Source organism: Pseudophaeobacter arcticus DSM 23566 (assembly GCF_000473205.1).
GTDB lineage: Bacteria > Pseudomonadota > Alphaproteobacteria > Rhodobacterales > Rhodobacteraceae > Pseudophaeobacter > Pseudophaeobacter arcticus.
In genome coordinates, this window is the sequence record NZ_KI421507.1 from 389,660 (window position 1) to 407,603 (window position 17,944).

Consider the following 17,944-nt stretch of genomic DNA (forward strand, 5'->3'; position numbering starts at 1 on the left):
AGCGGTGTGGAGGTGGAGCAAAGCCCGCGAAGGAGATCAGTTGCGCAGCGGCTAATCCTTGGCTGCCTTTGACCGGGCCGCTGATTTGGTCTCTCGATGTGCAGCGGCTTTTGCACGGTTGCCGCAGACCTCCATCGAACACCAGCGGCGTTTGTGGTTCTTGCTGACGTCGTGGAAATACAGCGTACAGGTTGGCCCTTGGCAATTCCTGACATACCTGAAATCCGCCTCACAAATAAATTTTGCTGCGGCTGCGGCGATGCGGGCCAGCAGATCTTCAGGCGTTCGAAATTGGTGCAGAGTTGACAGGCAAAGCGCCTCGGTTGTCGCAGACCCATCGGTGGCTTGAGTTGGCGAGAGGCTGATCTGTAGATGTTGCCGCCCGGTGGCCAATACTTCATTTATTCTTTCAAGCATCGGGTGAGATATCGGCACTTCGTTGGCGTCAGCAGCCAGGCTGACAAAGTCGCGCAGGTCGTCACGAAAAGCATGGATGTCATCCAAAGTGCGCGCCAGATCAGCGGCATTAATGTCCCCCCGAAACTGCGCCACTTCTGATTCAGTGCATAGGCCAGCCAGCACCAGCCAATCCAACAGGTCAGCCCCGGTCTCCAGCCAATCAATGACCGATGCCTTGGGGGCTGCAACAGAATTCAGGAAATCCAGTGCTGTGTCTTCCCCAACAAAGCTTGGGGATGGGCGGGTGTTCTTGGCGTTCATTTGAGCCTCGCTGCAATGGTCTCACGCGCGACGGATATTGTGCGTAACCCTGAAAACAAGGTTTTGCAAGCTATCCTGGTCCTTGGGTCCTTCTCTGGATCACGAATAAGTAACTATCTATCTTGCATTTTTACGGTTAGTAATCGAAGTGGCCGTCAAAAAGTAATTTTGAAGGTTACTGACCAAGAGAGGACTCGCTGATGAAATTTGTGCACCAGAATGCTGCAGCCCTGGCTGCGCGGGTTTGCGTCATCACCGCATAGGGGATGCAAGCCCTTGATTTCATGTCGCGTTAAACGCGCTTGGTCCCAGTCCTCACCCCAATAAAGGAACTCCTAAGATGAAAAAGATCCTCCATATTCTCGCCTCCCCACGTGGGGCAGATTCACAATCATCCAAATTGGCGGCGGCTTACCTCGCCGCTGAGAAAGCCGCCAATCCAGATCTAACAGTAGATGTTCTGGACCTATGGCAGGCCGATCTGCCCGAGTTTGATGGCGACAAAGCAGCGGCGAAGATGACGTTCTTTGGTGTTGGCGAAATGGATGCATCGACCCAGTCAGCCTGGGATCAAATCGTGTCGATCACCGAGCGTTTCACTGCGGCTGACACCTATGTGTTGTCTGTGCCGATGTGGAACGGTGGCGTTCCTTACAAGCTGAAGCAATACATCGACATCATTACCCAGCCCGGTTTGCTGTTTGGTTTTGACCCCGAGGCTGGATACAGTGGTTTGTTGGAGAACAAGGCGGCGCGAGTGTTTTATACCTCTGGCGTGTACGGGCCTGGCGCGTCGGCAAAATACGGGGCAGATCATCATTCTACGTATCTGTCCTGGTGGTTGGATTTTATTGGTGTGTCAGACATCAAAACCGTTCGCTTTCAGCCCTCTTTGCTGACGGCTGACCCCATAGGCGCGCAAAAAGCTGCGGTTCAGCAGGCCGCAGATTTGGCAGCCTCATAGGGTTGAATTGCGAATGGCCAGGGGCAGCGCTAGATGTCCCCGGCCTCCCAGCCTTGACCCAGGCCTGCCGATCAAAAGCGATCTGAACCTTTTGTCAGCAGGCGTGGGCAAAACAGTTAGTTCCGCTCGGCGAAGACTATCCAGTCTATCGCGGATAGACTAAGGAAATTGGTGCAGTATCTGTTCGACAAGTGCCGTCATGGAGGGGACAAACCTGGGGTTAGAGCGCAGGATGGAGACCGAGCGTTGTGCGGTCTCTAAATTTGCAACATTCCTTTGGACGTCTTTAGGTGCGAGCGTCCCGATTTGATCTGCATTTAATCCTGTTATCCCCTTGGCAATACGCCCTGTTTGCAGGGCTGGTGTGATACGGCGAGCGCAGCTGCATGTGGCGGCTGCGGAGTGTATGCTGCAGGTTGATTGCATGAAGTCGGTTATGGAATTTCGGGCCCGCCGCAACCGCTGGCGATAGGTTCCGGCCGGGATCTCCAGAATGTCGCAGGCTTCGGTATCTGTCATCTCAAAGATGTCACCCAGAATATAGGCTATTCGCAACGGACGCGACAGGCACACAAGCATTGCCAATGTACAGCCGACCTTGACCTCTTTGAGCGCAAGTTGATGTTCCGCATCGGTCAAATCCAAATGCGCTGGATCCGCCTGCCCATGGTCCAGATCGGCTGCGTATTCCTTGAACCCCCAGCGCATTTTCTCCACCCGGCCCAGCCGTGCGGTTTTGGCAAGGTGTCGGCTTGCGATGCGGAAAGCCCATGCTCCCGCCAGCTCCATTTCGCGCAGATCCCCCAAGTGGGTAATGATCTTGATCAGGATTTCCTGCGTGGCGTCTTCGGCATCTTGCCGATGGGCAAGCATCCGCATGGCCAGATTGAACACTGGTCCGGACGCCGCGTTGATCAGCTCTTCTAGGGCCGCGCGACTTCCCTGTCGCGCGGCCTCCACCGTTACGGGATCAAAAATGATCATGCCGCAAGAATTCCTTTCAGTTTCTCCAACTCGGTTCCCAGAATTTCCTTCTGCGCCTCCAGGGCTCCTTCCAGTGCCTCTAGGGGAACGGGCGGGGCCATCAGGACAAAGGAATAAATGGAGTCCCCGTCGCCATTTGGTGTGATCCGCGAATAGGCTGCCCCTGTGGCACCATCCGGAAATGTCATTAGCCAGTCAACGGTACCCGCCTCACGCGAGATCACGGTGTCCAGTTTGATTGGAACCGCACCAGTTGGTGTGACCAAATCAGCCGAAGTCGCATCCGCGCGCGAAAAGGCATTGGTCCATTTTGGCAGGTTTGAGGGTTGGGAAACAAAGTCAAAAGCCGCATCCCGCGAGAGGGGTAAGCCGATGGACTGCACGTCGAAGTTTTTCATGTCGATCTCCAAATTCACCTGCCGCGCAACTGCCGCAGATATACATAAAGAGCGCGGCACTGATCGAAGTGTTACATGTCGTTTTGCATTTTCCTGAGCACCGCATCCTGGCGCGCTGTCGCCAGAGCTGCGCGTGGCGCCAGGTGCAGCCGCACAACAGTCACGTTAGGCAGATCGACCATTTGCAGATCCCATGGGGCTTTACAGAGACACGGTGCTGTTGGCCCCCCGTTGGCGATAGGTGCCTGGGGTGGCATTGGTCCAGCGCCGGAAGGCGCGATGGAAATTTGCAGCTGAGGCAAAACCAATATCCTGTGAAATTTCCTCGATGCTTTTGAGACCACGCGACAGGTCACGTATCGCAATATCACGACGCAGACCGTCTTTGATGGCCTGAAAGGAGGTTCCTTCGGCGTCCAGCCGCCGGATCAGGGTGCGGGGCGTAAGGTTTAGGTCTTTGGCTGCATCTTTGAGGTGGTAGTCCAGCCTGTCTGACAACAACAAAAGGTCACGCAACCGCAGGGGCAGGGCATGGGTGCGATAGTTGGTAAAGATCCAGTCTCGGGGGGCGCGCAGCAGGAACTCCTGCATTTCCAGCTCGCTGCGGGCGACCGGCAGGTCATCGGGCTGGGGGCCAAAGACGATCCTGGACCGCGCCTGACCAAACAGGATCGGCGCCGGAAACAACACTGGGTAGTCTTCGGCAAATTCGGGGCGGTCAAAAGCAAAGCCAACCTCGGTCAGCGGCAGTTCACGTCCCGTCAGCCAGGAGGAGACCCCATGGGCAAGTTTCAGCAGGAACATATGGCCAAACCGTTGGGGCCTGTCCTGCCCGCGTGGCGCCAGCAGGATGCAGATATGGTCGGCCTCTGTCTCTAGCACCAGCTGGAAATCATCCAGCAAGAGGTTCCAGAAGGAGGTAAAGCGAAACAGCGCCGCCGAGAGCGAAGAGGCCCCCCGCATCGAGGCACAGAGATGTTTCAGGGTGCCGGTGCGAATGGGGCGGCTCCACAGGCCCATCATTTCGTCGCCGGTTTCAACTGCGACGAGCTGATACAGGCGGACGATTTGGTCATGGGTCACGCGGCCTCCGGGCTGGGCGGATCCGACCAGACCGATCTGACCGAGAAATCCGGCCAGTTGGTGTGGCGGGCAGTGCTGACGCAAGACCTGCAGCCAATCTTCCAGAAAGGCGCGGGATACGGTGGGCAGAATGTCAGGACCGGGATCAAAAATCATAGGGGTCTTTTGCGCGGCTTTGTCACTTTTTGCAATGTTTTCGTCCGCTAGGGAGATTGTTCCTGCAATTTACCCTCATTATCTGGCATATTAAGCAAGCCCGGTTGGGTGACAGACCAGACAGATATCCCAGTGGAGGCGACAGCCCGTGAGTTTTGATGCACCCGTAAAAGACATGCTTTTCAACATTGAACACCTCTCTCGCTGGTCCGAGGTTGCCGGGCTGGACAAATACGACGGCCTGGAGCTGAGCGACGCGGGCGCCGTATTGGAAGAGTTTGGCCGCTTTTGTGGCGAGGAAATCGCGCCGCTAAATGCCTCTGGCGATGCCGATGCCTCCCATTTTCAGGACGGCAAGGTCCAGCTGGCCGACGGATTTGCGCAGGCCTATCAGAAATTTGTTGAAATGGGCTGGCAAAGCCTGCCCCATCCCAGCGCCTTTGGTGGTCAGGACCTGCCCCGCGCCGTGGCGGCCTCTGCCACCGAGATGCTGAACGCGGCCAATCTCAGCTTTGCGCTGTGTCCGCTGCTGACAGACGGTGCAATCGAGGCGCTGCTCACCGCCGGATCTGACGCCACCAAGGCGACCTATCTGGACAACCTGGTCAGCGGCAATTGGACCGGCACCATGAACCTGACCGAGCCCCAGGCCGGCAGCGATCTGGCGCTGGTGCGCAGCCGCGCCGAACCACAGGCGGACGGGACCTACAAGGTCAGCGGTACCAAGATCTTTATCACCTATGGTGAGCACGACATGTCGGAAAACATCGTGCATCTGGTTCTGGCGCGTACCCCGGATGCCCCGGCTGGGGTCAAGGGCATCAGCCTGTTTCTGGTGCCAAAATTCATGGTCGAGGAAAATGGCGCGCTGGGCGCGCGCAACGCCGTCCATTGCCAAAGCGTCGAACATAAACTGGGCATCAAGGCCAGCCCAACGGCCGTGCTGCAGTTCGAAGGCGCCACCGGGTTTTTGATCGGTGAAGAAAACGCCGGCCTCACCTATATGTTCGAGATGATGAACTCGGCCCGCTATGCAGTGGGTCTGCAGGGGATCGCCGTGGGCGAGCGCGCCTATCAACAGGCGCTTGCCTTTGCCAGGGAGCGGGTGCAAAGCGCGCCGGTTGATGGCTCCACCCGCGAGGCGGTGACCATTATCCATCACCCGGATGTGCGCCGCATGTTGATGCGGATGCGGGTGCTGACCGAAGGCGCGCGCGGCATGGCCGCCTTTGCCGCCGGCTGTCAGGATCTGGCCCGCAACGCGGGATCACCCGAGGCGCAGGCGGAGGCCAAGGCACTGTCAGAGTTCCTCACCCCGCTGGTCAAAGGCTTCAGCACCGAAAATGGTGTCGAGGTGGCGTCACTGGGCGTTCAGGTGCATGGTGGCATGGGCTTTATTGAGGAAACCGGCGCGGCGCAGCATTACCGTGATGCCCGCATTTTGCCGATCTATGAAGGCACCACCGCCATTCAGGCCAATGATCTGGTGGGGCGAAAGACCCTGCGCGATGGCGGCAAAACCGCCCGTGCCCTGGCGGCGCGGATTGCCGAGACAGAAGCAGAGTTGGCGGCAGGCTCAGCTGCGGCCCAGGCCGTGGCACCACGGCTGGCGGGTGCGCGGCAGGACTTTGAAGAGGTGGTCGCGCATTTGCTCAGCCTTGAGAAGGCGGAAATGCCCACCGCCTTTGGCGCTGGCGTGCCCTATCTGATGCTGGCCGGGAATTTGGTCTCTGGCTGGCAGATGGCACGTGGCCTACTGGCAGCAGAAGCGGCCCTGGCGCGGGGCGAAGACCCGGACTTTATGGCGGCCAAGGTGGCCTCGGCCCGGTTCTATGCCGATCACGTGCTATGCGAAACCGAGGTGCAGCGCAGCCGCTGCGTTTCCGGCGCCGAAAGCCTCGCGGCGGCGCTGCTGTAAGCGCGCCACATCAAACTCTCTTTAGGGCGGCGCCGCCTGCAGCGGCGCCCGCTTCTCCCCTGTGCTGACAAGGACTGTACCATGACCGTTGAAATCGACATTTCCCGCTTCAAGAACCTCGACCTTCAGGCCCATGACGACGGGGTCTGGGTGGTCACCCTGAACCGCCCGACCAAACGCAACGCGCTGGATATCGACACCATCGAGGAGCTGGTTGATTTCTTCTCCACCGCGCCGCGCGCCGGGGTCAAGGCGGTCGTGCTGGCGGGATCCGGCGATCATTTCTGCGCTGGGCTTGATCTGATCGAACACCATGACGCAGATCGCAGCCCGGCTGATTTCATGCATGTCTGCCTGCGCTGGCACGAGGCCTTTAACAAGATGGAATACGGCGGCGTTCCGGTCATCGCGGCGCTACAGGGCGCGGTTGTTGGCGGCGGTTTGGAGCTTGCCAGTTCGGCCCATATCCGAGTGATGGATCAGAGTACCTATTTTGCCCTGCCCGAGGGCCAGCGCGGGCTGTTCACCGGCGGTGGTGCCACCATCCGTGTGACCGATCTGGTGGGTAAATCCCGCATGATCGACATGATGCTGACGGGCCGCGTTTATCAGGGGCAAGAAGCCTGCGACCTGGGGCTGGCGCAGTATATCGTCGAGGGTTCCAGTTTTGACAAAGCGCTGGAACTGGCACGGCGCACAGCCGAAAACCTGCCGCTGTCGAATTTTGCCATCTGCTCTGCCGTCAGCCATATGCAGAATATGTCAGCGATGGATGCCGCCTATGCCGAGGCCGTGGTGGCGGGTGTGGTCAACACCCAGCCCGATGCCCGCGCGCGGCTTGCGGCCTTTGCCGACAAAAGCGCCGCCCGTGTGCGCCGCAACGACTAAGATCAGACTCTTGAGCTGATCATTGCCCCGCCCTTTGCAAAAAGGGCGGGGCTTTTCTTTGGTGGAACTGCTTGGCCGGGGGGCAAGGTCACTGCGCGGACCCCGGGCCCGGGATCACCGGTTCGCGAACGGTGAAAGCTGGTGCACCGCAGGGGAATCAGCTAGAAAAAAGCAGTGACCGATTGTCTATGCGTCACTGCCGGATCTGTATCGCTCTTGTTGCCCGCCTACGGGATGAAGGAAAGAATTGACCGCATGAAACAAGTTCCCAAAGAGACCACCGATGACGCCCTTATTCAGGAATTCCTGAACAAGGGGGGCAAAGTCAGCGTTGGCAAGACCAAACCTATGCCAAGCGAGCTGGGTCTGAGCAACAATGTCTGGAACAACAAAATGACCAAAGAAGAAAAAGCGGCCCGCGACAAGCCAAAGAAGTAGCGTCAACCGGTCTGGAGCCGGAGCGCGCCGGTTGGCGCGGAAATGCTGTCGTGAGAGCTGTTGAGATGTCTCGCCCTGTGGGCTGGGCGAGACTGTTTGTTTTGGCCCGCTTTATTTGGGCCCACGTCGTTTGGGCCCGCGCTATTTGGGACTGTGGTTTCTTTAGGCCGCGCCGGTTTTTACAACCATCTTGCCAAAATTCCGACCCTCAAGCAGATCGTTGAAGGCTGCAGGAGCATTCTCCAGACCCTCAACCACTTGCTCGCGGTATTTGATCTGGCCGCTTTTGATCCAGCCGATCATTTCCTTGGAAAACTCGGGGTAGTGGTGCGGGAAGTCGTCAAAGATGATAAAGCCCTGCATCTTGATCTTTTTCACCAGCAATGCCCCCATCAAGGCGCCCATGCGATCGGGGCCATCGGGCAGGCTGGTGGCATTATACTGCGAGATCAATCCGCACAGGGGCACCCGTGCATTGGGGTTCAGCAGCGGCAATACGGCGTCAAACACCGCGCCACCAACGTTTTCAAAATAGACATCAATGCCATCCGGGCAGGCGGCTTTGAGCTGCTGGGCAAAATCTGGTGCGTTGCGGTCGATACAGGCGTCAAAGCCCAGCTCGTTGACCGCATAGGCGCATTTATCTGCACCACCAGCGATGCCAACGGCGCGACAGCCTTTGATCTTGGCGATCTGGCCGACGGTTGCCCCCACTGGACCAGTGGCCCCCGCAGTGACGACGGTCTCGCCTGCCTTGGGCTCTCCGATATAAAGCAACCCACAATAGGCGGTGAACCCGGGCATGCCCATAATGCCAAGCGCCCAGGATGGCTGCGCCGGATTGGTCCCCATATTGGTGACGCCCACGCCGTCTGAAACGGCATAGTCCTGCCAGCCGCTAAAGCTGAGCACCCAGTCACCAACGGCAAACCCATCAACATCCGAGGTCACAACCTGCGCCACGGTACCGCCCACCATCGGATCACCAATTGCCACCGGGTCGGCATAGGATTTGGCGTCGTTCATCCGGCCGCGCATGTAGGGATCCAGCGACAGGTATTCGACCCGCAGCAGCATCTCTCCTTTGCCCGCGACGGGCGGCTTTGTGGTTTCCAGGGCCAGGGTGGTGTCATCGGGTTTGCCAAAGGGGCGGTTCTTCAGAATGATCTGGCGGTTTGTATCGGCGGTTTGAGACATTGGGTTTCCTATGTGTCAGGGGAGGTTTGTTCAGGGTGTGGTTCAGGCAGGAGCACCAGCGTGGCCTCCATCGCCTGCAACAGCGGATTGGGGCTGCGGGACAGTTTGGCCATCAGGCTGGCGCCCAGCCACATCTGATAGAGCGCCGGGCCAACCAGGGCGGGTTGCACTGAGGTGGCAATGGAGCCATCCTGTTGACCCTCAGCTATGGTACTTGCCAGTTGGGTCGTCATGGTGCGTGTTCCCGCTTCCAGCAGGCGGCGCATTTCCTCCGAAATGTCAGAGACCTCGGCGCCAAGTTTGACGATCAAGCATTGGCTGCTGGCCTCCTGGCTGCTTTGACTGCTGACCCAGCGTGACCAATATTCCAAGAGCCGCGCCCGCGCGGTTGGGGCGCTATCCTCAAGTATCTCAGTCAGTGTTTTGCCATATTGGCCAATATATTGTTCCAGCAGTTTGCAGCCAAAATCCTCTTTCGAGGCGAAGTAGTGATAAAAGGAGCCTTTTGGCACGGCAGCGGTTTTGAGCAGCTCAGCGAGCCCCATGCCGGTAAAGCCACGCTGAGCCACAAGGGCCCTGCCTGTGGTTAGAATATGGTCACGGGTGGAATCGGTTTGTGTTGTCATGCGAGGGGAATGCCGGAAACTAGACCGGTCGTCTAGAGATCATGACTTGCAACCCTGCGTCACTTGTCCTGCGTCCTGACCAAGCGGCGCAAAAGCGGGGGAATAGGGTGGGGCGGGTGCCAAAGATGGTGCTTTTACGCGCAAAACCCAATGTTACGTTTGGTCCAATAGGCGTGACGCAGGGAGAAATCTCTGCAAAATCTGCGAACCCTCGTCTAGGCTCGGAGCCTTGTGAAAACATGTGATCCCAGCCGGAGGCAGCCATGAGCGACCTGAAAACCCAGTTTCGAACCTGCAATATCTGCGAGGCCATGTGCGGGCTGATTGTCACCTATGACGAGACTGAGGTGCATTCGATCAAGCCAAACCCCGAGGATCCGCTGTCGCGCGGGCATATCTGCCCCAAGGCCATTGCGTTGCAGGATTTCCGCACCGACCCTGACCGGGTGACAACGCCTTTGAAAAAGGTCGACGGGGAATTTGTGCCGATCAGCTGGGACGAGGCCTATGATTTTGCCGCACAACGTCTGGCCGCAGTGCAAGAGCAACATGGCAAGGACGGGGTTGGCGTCTATCTGGGCAACCCCAATGCCCATAAATTTGGCAATCTTCTGACCCTGCCAAAACTGGTCAGGGCGCTGGGCACCAGCAACCGCTACTCTTCGGCCACAGCGGATCAGATCCCGCATCACGTCGCCTCGATCCATATGCTGGGCCATCCGATGTTGATGCCGGTGCCGGATGTGGCACGCACGGATCTCATGCTGATCCTGGGCGGCAATCCGGTGGTCTCCAATGGGTCGATGATGACGGCGCCGGGCTTTGGCAAGCGTATGGATGAGATCAAGGCGCGCGGTGGCCGCGTGGTGGTGATCGACCCGCGCCGCACCGAAACGGCGACCCGCGCTGGCGAGCACCTGTTTATCCAGCCCGAAACCGATGCCTTCTTGCTGCTGGCGCTGATCCACGAGGTCTTTGCCCAGGGGCTGCAAGATCTTGGCGCGCTGGCCGCCGTTACCGATGGGGTCGAGGTGCTGAAAGAGGCGGTGCAGCCCTTTACCGCCGACAGGGCTGCCGAGATGACCGGTATCGAGGCACAGACCATTCGCGATCTGGCACGCGATTTTGCGACGGCAAAATCGGCTGTGTGCTACGCGCGCATGGGGGCCTCAACCCAGAGCTTTGGCTCCCTGTGCCAATGGGCCAATAATGCGCTCAATATCATTACCGGCAATTTTGACAGCCCCGGCGGCGCCATGTTCACCACTCCGGCCCTGGACTATGTCGGCATGTCCAGCCGCAAGGGCAAGACGCGCAGCTATCCCGAGAAACGCTCGCGGGTGTCCCAGCAGCCGCTCTATAATGGCGAGTTCCCAGTCTCGGTCATGGCTGAGGAGATGGAGACACCGGGTGAGGGGCAGATCAAAGCCATGATCACCGTGGCCGGCAATCCAGTCCTGACCGCTCCAAACGGTCAGCGCATTGGCCGTGCATTTGAAACACTCGACTTTATGATGTCGATTGATCTCCACATCAATGATACCACCCGCCATGCGGACCTGATCCTGCCCGCCAGTGTGGCGCTGGAAGAAGAGGTCTATGACATGGTCTTCCACAGTTTTGCGGTGCACAATACAGCGGCCTTTGCCAAACCTGCTTTTGCTCCGCCCAATGGCAACCCGCAGGAGTGGGAGTTGATCTCACGCTTGGCGGCGAAGATCTCCGGATCCAACGACATTGGCCCATCTCCAACCCAAGTGCTTGAGATGTTGCTGCCGCAGGGGTTCCACGGTGAGACTGTCACGGTAGAGGCGATGCTGACCGCGCCAAATGGATCCATCGACCTGGGGCCGCTGGTGTCAAACCTGGCCGACCGGTTGGAAACCCCGGATGCACGGCTAAACCTGGCACCCAAAGTGTTCCTGGCGGACCTGCCGCGATTGCTGGCCTTCCAACCGCCCGTCAGTGACGATTTCCCGTTGCTGATGATTGGCCGCCGCCAGGTGCGCAGCCACAACAGCTGGACGCAGAACAGCCCGCGTCTGGTCAAGGGGCGCAATCGGTGTACGGTGCAGCTCAACCCGGTTGATGCTGCGCGGTTTGGCCTGGCCGAGGCCAAAGACGTAGAGATCGAAAGCGCAGTGGGGGTGGCGAGGCTTCCGGTTGAGATCACGGATGAGATTGCGCCTGGTGTTGTGTCGATCCCGCAGGGCTGGGGCCAGCGAAAGGGCAATCTCGCAGCGGCGACCAGGGTGCAGACTGAATCAATCAACGACCTGACCGATGATAGCCGCATTGACCCCATCAGTGGCAACGCCGCCTTTAACGGAGTACCGGTGCGCGCCCGTGCCTTGTAGCGCTGACCCTGAGTGTTTTGGCCTGAGTGTTTGGCCCTGTGTGTCTGGGTTTATGTTTTGGGATTTGAGGTGACTCGGGGGGCGGCTTGTGTGTGCGCTGAGCTGTGTTGTTTTTGGTATGAAGGCTGGGCGGTTTTTGGGGGGCTGTGGTGGTGAATTTTGGATTAACCATCTGAATTTGCCTTATTTTCTGGCTCTTCTGAAAAAAGGTACTGATTTTGTAATTTAGGTCTTGCGGGTTTGTTGAGTTAACACTAGAACCCCCTCTACCGGCAGCGGCGACGCGGTTTGGTGGGGTTGCTTCGGCGGCCGGACGGGCCGGAGAGACGGTTGTGACGCTCGGGAGAGACCGGGGCATCTGAGGGGTGTGATGAGGCGGTTGCGCTAAGGAATTGGCGCGGTGGTCTTGTTTTTGGCCTTTGGGTGTTGCTCTTTGACATTGATGATAACTGAAGAGATATGTGGGCGGTTTGGTTCGTTTCGATGGATCAACGTCTGTATATCAACGCTCTTAGTAATATTGCGGCGCTCAAGTAGCGCAGCGGTAGCGCGATGATAGAGTGTCAGCTTCACTGTTTGAACGGTTCACTGTTTTCTTATGAAAACTGTGTACATCAAACAGATGACTTCCAATGCGTGTTCAATCCTTAGCCGGGTGAACATATGGGCCTGCCCCCAANGGTGGCCCTGAGTATTGGAGATGTGCAGAGGTTCGAACGTCAAGGATAAGCAAGCGATTGCTTTTCAACTTGAGAGTTTGATCCTGGCTCAGAACGAACGCTGGCGGCAGGCTTAACACATGCAAGTCGAGCGCACTCTTCGGAGTGAGCGGCGGACGGGTTAGTAACGCGTGGGAACGTGCCCTTCTCTAAGGAATAGCCACTGGAAACGGTGAGTAATACCTTATACGCCCTTCGGGGGAAAGATTTATCGGAGAAGGATCGGCCCGCGTTAGATTAGATAGTTGGTGGGGTAATGGCCTACCAAGTCTACGATCTATAGCTGGTTTTAGAGGATGATCAGCAACACTGGGACTGAGACACGGCCCAGACTCCTACGGGAGGCAGCAGTGGGGAATCTTGGACAATGGGCGCAAGCCTGATCCAGCCATGCCGCGTGAGTGATGAAGGCCTTAGGGTCGTAAAGCTCTTTCGCCAGAGATGATAATGACAGTATCTGGTAAAGAAACCCCGGCTAACTCCGTGCCAGCAGCCGCGGTAATACGGAGGGGGTTAGCGTTGTTCGGAATTACTGGGCGTAAAGCGCACGTAGGCGGATCAGAAAGTATAGGGTGAAATCCCAGGGCTCAACCCTGGAACTGCCTTGTAAACTCCTGATCTTGAGTTCGAGAGAGGTAAGTGGAATTCCGAGTGTAGAGGTGAAATTCGTAGATATTCGGAGGAACACCAGTGGCGAAGGCGGCTTACTGGCTCGATACTGACGCTGAGGTGCGAAAGTGTGGGGAGCAAACAGGATTAGATACCCTGGTAGTCCACACCGTAAACGATGAATGCCAGACGTCAGCAAGCATGCTTGTTGGTGTCACACCTAACGGATTAAGCATTCCGCCTGGGGAGTACGGTCGCAAGATTAAAACTCAAAGGAATTGACGGGGGCCCGCACAAGCGGTGGAGCATGTGGTTTAATTCGAAGCAACGCGCAGAACCTTACCAACCCTTGACATCCTTGGCCCGCCAGAGAGATCTGGTTTTCTCGCAAGAGACCAAGTGACAGGTGCTGCATGGCTGTCGTCAGCTCGTGTCGTGAGATGTTCGGTTAAGTCCGGCAACGAGCGCAACCCACATCCTTAGTTGCCAGCAGTTCGGCTGGGCACTCTAGGGAAACTGCCCGTGATAAGCGGGAGGAAGGTGTGGATGACGTCAAGTCCTCATGGCCCTTACGGGTTGGGCTACACACGTGCTACAATGGCATCAACAATGGGTTAATCCCAAAAAGATGTCTCAGTTCGGATTGGGGTCTGCAACTCGACCCCATGAAGTCGGAATCGCTAGTAATCGCGTAACAGCATGACGCGGTGAATACGTTCCCGGGCCTTGTACACACCGCCCGTCACACCATGGGAGTTGGATCTACCCGAAGGCCGTGCGCCAACCTTTCGAGGGGGCAGCGGACCACGGTGGGTTCAGCGACTGGGGTGAAGTCGTAACAAGGTAGCCGTAGGGGAACCTGCGGCTGGATCACCTCCTTTCTAAGGATGTATCTAGATACTTGGTTGAGTTACCAACGCGCTCAAGTAGCGAAGCGGTAGCGCATAAAAGTCGTGATACACTTAGCAATGAACAGTAATCAAAACTGTTCAACATCAGTTAGGTCCTTACGTCGCCGCAAGGCGGTAGGACACTAACATGGACCGAGCCGTCCTCATATCTCTTCAGACAAGTCGCGGCAGCAGCCGTTATCTGGCGCTGCCTGGTGACATAACCACTGAGTGCTGCTCTCGGGCATTGCTTTGCAATACCCTGTCGCACACGGGTTTTGATTTGCTTTGCAAATCGAAAACCGGGTCGGTAGCTCAGGTGGTTAGAGCGCACGCCTGATAAGCGTGAGGTCGGAGGTTCAAGTCCTCCTCGACCCACCACTCATCCTTCGGGATTAAGATGGGGCCTTAGCTCAGCTGGGAGAGCGCCTGATTTGCATTCAGGAGGTCAGGAGTTCGATCCTCCTAGGCTCCACCATTACAGACAATTAGATCGTTAAGCACTGTGCGCAGTTCTTAACCGTCCAATTGGACGAATTGATATCGTAAAGAGAGAAACAATCAACAACACTGTTGATCGCCCCGAGTGTGGGGATGATCTCAGATTGGTGCTGGGTGAGATCTTCGGGTTTTACACAGCGAGCTTATGAACACGTCTGTTTCCTCGGACGTCCATGAGTATGCCGGTTTGAAACGACAGAGTTGTCCAAGTCAAGTACACTAACCCGGTTCCAATTCCGCATAGGTTTTGGAACCACATATGTTTGACGCCTGTTTTGATACCGGGTCTGACCGACATCAGGCCCTCAAGTAGCGAAGCGATAGGGCATCAAACATGGGAAAGTATGCTTTTTGGTTCAGAGATTGTGGTCCGGCTACTTACCAGCGGCTGGATCCTGATTGCCATTGATGTTTTGGCGCTCGGTGTTTGAGACTTAATCAAGTCCTCAAGTAGCGAAGCGGCAGGAGATCATATCTGCGCTCAAGTAGCCGAATAGGCGGTAGCGCAAATAACGTGGCTCTCTATTTCTGGATCAGATCAAGCGCGAGAAGGGCGTTTGGTGAATGCCTTGGCAGTAAGAGGCGATGAAAGACGTGATACTCTGCGATAAGTCATGGGGAGCTGAGAATAAGCTTTGATCCATGAATTTCTGAATGGGGCAACCCACCTGAAAGTTCATTATAATTGCTTCGGTAATTTATAATGTTCTTAACCAGGTACTTATGAACTGAATACATAGGTTTATAAGAGCAAACCCGGGGAACTGAAACATCTAAGTACCCGGAGGAAAGGAAATCAATTGATACTCCCCTAGTAGCGGCGAGCGAACGGGGACCAGCCGAGCCTTGAGTGTGAGAAGAACCTGTTGGGAAGCAGGACCATAGCGGGTGATAGTCCCGTATTCGAAGCATGAGAGGACGTATTAAGTAGGGCGGAACACGTGAAATTCTGTCTGAAGATCGGAGGACCACCTTCGAAGGCTAAGTACTCCTTACTGACCGATAGTGAACCAGTACNGTGAGGGAAAGGTGAAAAGCACCCCGACGAGGGGAGTGAAACAGTACCTGAAACCGAACGCCTACAATCAGTTGGAGGGCCCTTGCGGCCTGACAGCGTACCTTTTGTATAATGGGTCATCGACTTGGTCTCACGAGCAAGCTTAAACCGTTAGGTGTAGGCGCAGCGAAAGCGAGTCTTAATAGGGCGAATGAGTTCGTGGGATCAGACCCGAAACCGAGTGATCTAGGCATGGCCAGGTTGAAGGTGCAGTAACATGCACTGGAGGACCGAACCCACATCTGTTGAAAAAGATCGGGATGAGCTGTGCCTAGGGGTGAAAGGCCAATCAAACTCGGAGATAGCTGGTTCTCTGCGAAATCTATTTAGGTAGAGCGTCGTACGAATACCCCGGGGGGTAGAGCACTGGATGGGTAATGGGGACTCACCGTCTTACTGATCCTAACCAAACTCCGAATACCCGGGAGTACTATACGGCAGACACACTGCGGATGCTAACGTCCGTAGTGGAGAGGGAAACAACCCTGACCTCCAGCTAAGGCCCCTAATTCATGGCTAAGTGGGAAAGCAGGTGGGATGTCCAAAACAACCAGGAAGTTGGCTTAGAAGCAGCCATCTTTTAAAGATAGCGTAACAGCTCACTGGTCTAATTAAGACGTCCTGCGGCGAAGATGTAACGGGGCTCAAGCCATGAGCCGAAGCTGAGGATGCACATAGTGCATGGTAGCAGAGCGTAGTGTGACACAGGATTTTGTCTGCTTTATCGCTGAGATATGAGGGCGCGGTCAAACGTGCTCAAGTAGCGAAGCGGTAGCACAGACATAAATCCTTTCGATGAAGCGGGCGCGTGAGCGATCCCGTGGAGAGATCACTAGCGAGAATGATGACATGAGTAGCGACAAAGAGTGTGAGAGACACTCTCGCCGAAAGTCCAAGGGTTCCTGCTTAAAGCTAATCTGAGCAGGGTAAGCCGACCCCTAAGGCGAGGCCGAAAGGCGTAGTCGATGGGAACCAGGTTAATATTCCTGGGCCATGAGGTGGTGACGGATCGCGGGTGTTGTTCATCCTTATTGGATTGAATGAGCAGCTGAGCGGTTCCTGGAAATAGCCCCTCTATAAGATCGTACCCTAAACCGACACAGGTGGACTGGTAGAGAATACCAAGGCGCTTGAGAGAACGATGTTGAAGGAACTCGGCAAAATACCTCCGTAAGTTCGCGAGAAGGAGGCCCGGGTCCTACGCAAGTGGAATCCGGGGGCACAAACCAGGGGGTGGCGACTGTTTATTAAAAACACAGGGCTCTGCGAAGTCGCAAGACGACGTATAGGGTCTGACGCCTGCCCGGTGCCTGAAGGTTAAAAGGAGGGGTGAGAGCTCTGAATTGAAGCCCAGGTAAACGGCGGCCGTAACTATAACGGTCCTAAGGTAGCGAAATTCCTTGTCGGGTAAGTTCCGACCTGCACGAATGGCGTAACGACTTCCCCGCTGTCTCCAACATCGACTCAGCGAAATTGAATTGCCTGTCAAGATGCAGGCTTCCCGCGGTTAGACGGAAAGACCCCGTGCACCTTTACTACAGCTTCGCACTGGCATCAGGATTGTGACGTGCAGGATAGGTGGTAGGCATCGAAACCGAGACGCTAGTCTCGGTGGAGCCTCCCTTGAGATACCACCCTTCGCACTCTTGATGTCTAACCGCGGTCCGTTATCCGGATCCGGGACCCTGCGTGGCGGGTAGTTTGACTGGGGCGGTCGCCTCCTAAAGCGTAACGGAGGCGCGCGAAGGTTGGCTCAGAGCGGTCGGAAATCGCTCGTTGAGTGCAATGGCAAAAGCCAGCCTGACTGCGAGACTGACAAGTCGAGCAGAGACGAAAGTCGGCCATAGTGATCCGGTGGTCCCGAGTGGAAGGGCCATCGCTCAACGGATAAAAGGTACGCCGGGGATAACAGGCTGATACTGCCCAAGAGTCCATATCGACGGCAGTGTTTGGCACCTCGATGTCGGCTCATCTCATCCTGGGGCTGGAGCAGGTCCCAAGGGTACGGCTGTTCGCCGTTTAAAGAGGTACGTGAGCTGGGTTTAGAACGTCGTGAGACAGTTCGGTCCCTATCTGCCGTGGGTGTAGGATACTTGAGAGGAGTTGCCCCTAGTACGAGAGGACCGGGGTGAACGAACCACTGGTGGACCAGTTGTCGTGCCAACGGCAGTGCTGGGTAGCTATGTTCGGACAGGATAACCGCTGAAGGCATCTAAGCGGGAAGCCCCCCTCAAAACAAGGTATCCCTGAGGGCCGAGGTAGACCACCTCGTCAATAGGCCAGAGATGTAAGCGTGGTAACACGTTCAGTTGACTGGTACTAATCGCCCGATTGGCTTGATCTGATCTAGTAATAGACAGCCAAGAACCAAATAAGCACCAATTGACTTGTGACATAACAAAGGTGCAGCAACGTGCATTTGCAATGCAAATACTCTGC

Annotated in this window: 11 protein-coding genes, 2 tRNA genes and 2 rRNA genes; 9 read left to right on the forward strand and 6 right to left on the reverse strand. The window is 56.4% G+C overall.

Annotated elements, in window-relative coordinates; genetic code table 11:
* Positions 1-51 precede the first annotated feature (51 nt).
* Positions 52-720, reverse strand: a complete 669-nt coding sequence (locus ARCT_RS25520) for a CGNR zinc finger domain-containing protein (RefSeq protein ID WP_051360562.1) — start codon at positions 718-720, stop codon at positions 52-54.
* 340 nt (positions 721-1,060) lie between these two features.
* Between ARCT_RS25520 and ARCT_RS0105925 the strand changes: the two genes are divergently transcribed.
* Positions 1,061-1,684 (forward strand): FMN-dependent NADH-azoreductase, encoded by a 624-nt coding sequence (locus tag ARCT_RS0105925; protein WP_027239239.1) that lies wholly within the window; start codon positions 1,061-1,063, stop codon positions 1,682-1,684.
* Between the two features lie 159 nt (positions 1,685-1,843).
* Here ARCT_RS0105925 and ARCT_RS0105930 read toward each other — a convergent pair whose 3' ends face one another.
* From ARCT_RS0105930 to ARCT_RS0105945, 3 genes are all read right to left on the reverse strand, one after another.
* The gene (locus ARCT_RS0105930) at positions 1,844-2,668 is read right to left on the reverse strand and encodes an RNA polymerase sigma factor (RefSeq protein WP_027239240.1); all 825 of its coding nucleotides are present in this window, start codon (positions 2,666-2,668) and stop codon (positions 1,844-1,846) included.
* Positions 2,665-3,066 (reverse strand): hypothetical protein, encoded by a 402-nt coding sequence (locus ARCT_RS0105935; RefSeq protein ID WP_027239241.1) that lies wholly within the window; start codon positions 3,064-3,066, stop codon positions 2,665-2,667. Before ARCT_RS0105935 ends, ARCT_RS0105930 begins: the two co-directional genes overlap by 4 nt.
* Positions 3,067-3,267: 201 nt before the next feature.
* Positions 3,268-4,305 carry an AraC family transcriptional regulator gene (locus ARCT_RS0105945; RefSeq protein ID WP_027239242.1) on the reverse strand — a complete coding sequence of 346 codons (1,038 nt, stop codon included), beginning with the start codon at positions 4,303-4,305 and terminating at the stop codon, positions 3,268-3,270.
* Between the two features lie 175 nt (positions 4,306-4,480).
* On the opposite strand from ARCT_RS0105945, the gene ARCT_RS0105950 reads away from it, so the two are divergent.
* From ARCT_RS0105950 to ARCT_RS0105960, 3 genes are all read left to right on the forward strand, one after another.
* On the forward strand, positions 4,481-6,223 hold the full coding sequence (locus tag ARCT_RS0105950) for an acyl-CoA dehydrogenase (RefSeq protein WP_154665437.1): 1,743 nt from the start codon (positions 4,481-4,483) through the stop codon (positions 6,221-6,223).
* 81 nt (positions 6,224-6,304) lie between these two features.
* On the forward strand, positions 6,305-7,111 hold the full coding sequence (dmdD, locus tag ARCT_RS0105955; protein ID WP_027239244.1) for a methylthioacryloyl-CoA hydratase: 807 nt from the start codon (positions 6,305-6,307) through the stop codon (positions 7,109-7,111).
* 255 nt (positions 7,112-7,366) lie between these two features.
* Complete coding sequence (locus ARCT_RS0105960; RefSeq protein ID WP_027239245.1) at positions 7,367-7,549, forward strand: hypothetical protein; 183 nt, start codon at positions 7,367-7,369, stop codon at positions 7,547-7,549.
* Positions 7,550-7,711: 162 nt separating this feature from the next.
* Here ARCT_RS0105960 and ARCT_RS0105965 read toward each other — a convergent pair whose 3' ends face one another.
* Both ARCT_RS0105965 and ARCT_RS0105970 read right to left on the reverse strand, forming a co-directional pair.
* Positions 7,712-8,746, reverse strand: a complete 1,035-nt coding sequence (locus ARCT_RS0105965) for an NADP-dependent oxidoreductase (RefSeq protein WP_027239246.1) — start codon at positions 8,744-8,746, stop codon at positions 7,712-7,714.
* Between the two features lie 8 nt (positions 8,747-8,754).
* Positions 8,755-9,372 (reverse strand): TetR/AcrR family transcriptional regulator, encoded by a 618-nt coding sequence (locus tag ARCT_RS0105970; protein WP_027239247.1) that lies wholly within the window; start codon positions 9,370-9,372, stop codon positions 8,755-8,757.
* Between the two features lie 263 nt (positions 9,373-9,635).
* Here ARCT_RS0105970 and ARCT_RS0105975 point away from each other — a divergent pair, with 263 nt between their 5' ends.
* The 5 genes from ARCT_RS0105975 to ARCT_RS0106005 all read left to right on the forward strand — a co-directional run bounded on the left by ARCT_RS0105975 (position 9,636) and on the right by ARCT_RS0106005 (position 17,849).
* A complete protein-coding gene (locus ARCT_RS0105975) occupies positions 9,636-11,729 on the forward strand; it encodes a molybdopterin-dependent oxidoreductase (RefSeq protein WP_027239248.1) in 2,094 nt (697 codons plus the stop codon).
* 745 nt (positions 11,730-12,474) lie between these two features.
* Positions 12,475-13,938: ribosomal RNA gene (locus ARCT_RS0105985) — 16S ribosomal RNA — on the forward strand.
* A 313-nt stretch (positions 13,939-14,251) separates the two neighbouring features.
* Positions 14,252-14,328, forward strand: a tRNA-Ile gene (locus tag ARCT_RS0105990).
* Positions 14,329-14,349: 21 nt separating this feature from the next.
* Positions 14,350-14,425 (forward strand) — tRNA-Ala (locus ARCT_RS0105995).
* 559 nt (positions 14,426-14,984) lie between these two features.
* Positions 14,985-17,849 (forward strand): 23S ribosomal RNA (locus tag ARCT_RS0106005).
* The 16S and 23S rRNA genes sit together here with 2 tRNA genes alongside, the layout of an rRNA operon.
* Positions 17,850-17,944 lie beyond the last annotated feature (95 nt).

Bases quoted from the DNA above. Each gene is read 5' to 3' on its own strand.
- ARCT_RS0105935 (WP_027239241.1), bottom strand. From the start codon at position 3,066: ATGAAAAACTTCGACGTGCAGTCCATCGGCTTACCCCTCTCGCGGGAT.
- ARCT_RS0105945 (WP_027239242.1), bottom strand. From the start codon at position 4,305: ATGATTTTTGATCCCGGTCCTGACATTCTGCCCACCGTATCCCGCGCC.
- ARCT_RS0105970 (WP_027239247.1), bottom strand. From the start codon at position 9,372: ATGACAACACAAACCGATTCCACCCGTGACCATATTCTAACCACAGGC.
- ARCT_RS0105975 (WP_027239248.1), top strand. From the start codon at position 9,636: ATGAGCGACCTGAAAACCCAGTTTCGAACCTGCAATATCTGCGAGGCC.
- ARCT_RS0105960 (WP_027239245.1), top strand. From the start codon at position 7,367: ATGAAACAAGTTCCCAAAGAGACCACCGATGACGCCCTTATTCAGGAA.
- ARCT_RS0105950 (WP_154665437.1), top strand. From the start codon at position 4,481: ATGCTTTTCAACATTGAACACCTCTCTCGCTGGTCCGAGGTTGCCGGG.
- ARCT_RS0105925 (WP_027239239.1), top strand. From the start codon at position 1,061: ATGAAAAAGATCCTCCATATTCTCGCCTCCCCACGTGGGGCAGATTCA.
- ARCT_RS0105965 (WP_027239246.1), bottom strand. From the start codon at position 8,746: ATGTCTCAAACCGCCGATACAAACCGCCAGATCATTCTGAAGAACCGC.
- dmdD (WP_027239244.1), top strand. From the start codon at position 6,305: ATGACCGTTGAAATCGACATTTCCCGCTTCAAGAACCTCGACCTTCAG.
- ARCT_RS0105930 (WP_027239240.1), bottom strand. From the start codon at position 2,668: ATGATCATTTTTGATCCCGTAACGGTGGAGGCCGCGCGACAGGGAAGT.
- ARCT_RS25520 (WP_051360562.1), bottom strand. From the start codon at position 720: ATGAACGCCAAGAACACCCGCCCATCCCCAAGCTTTGTTGGGGAAGAC.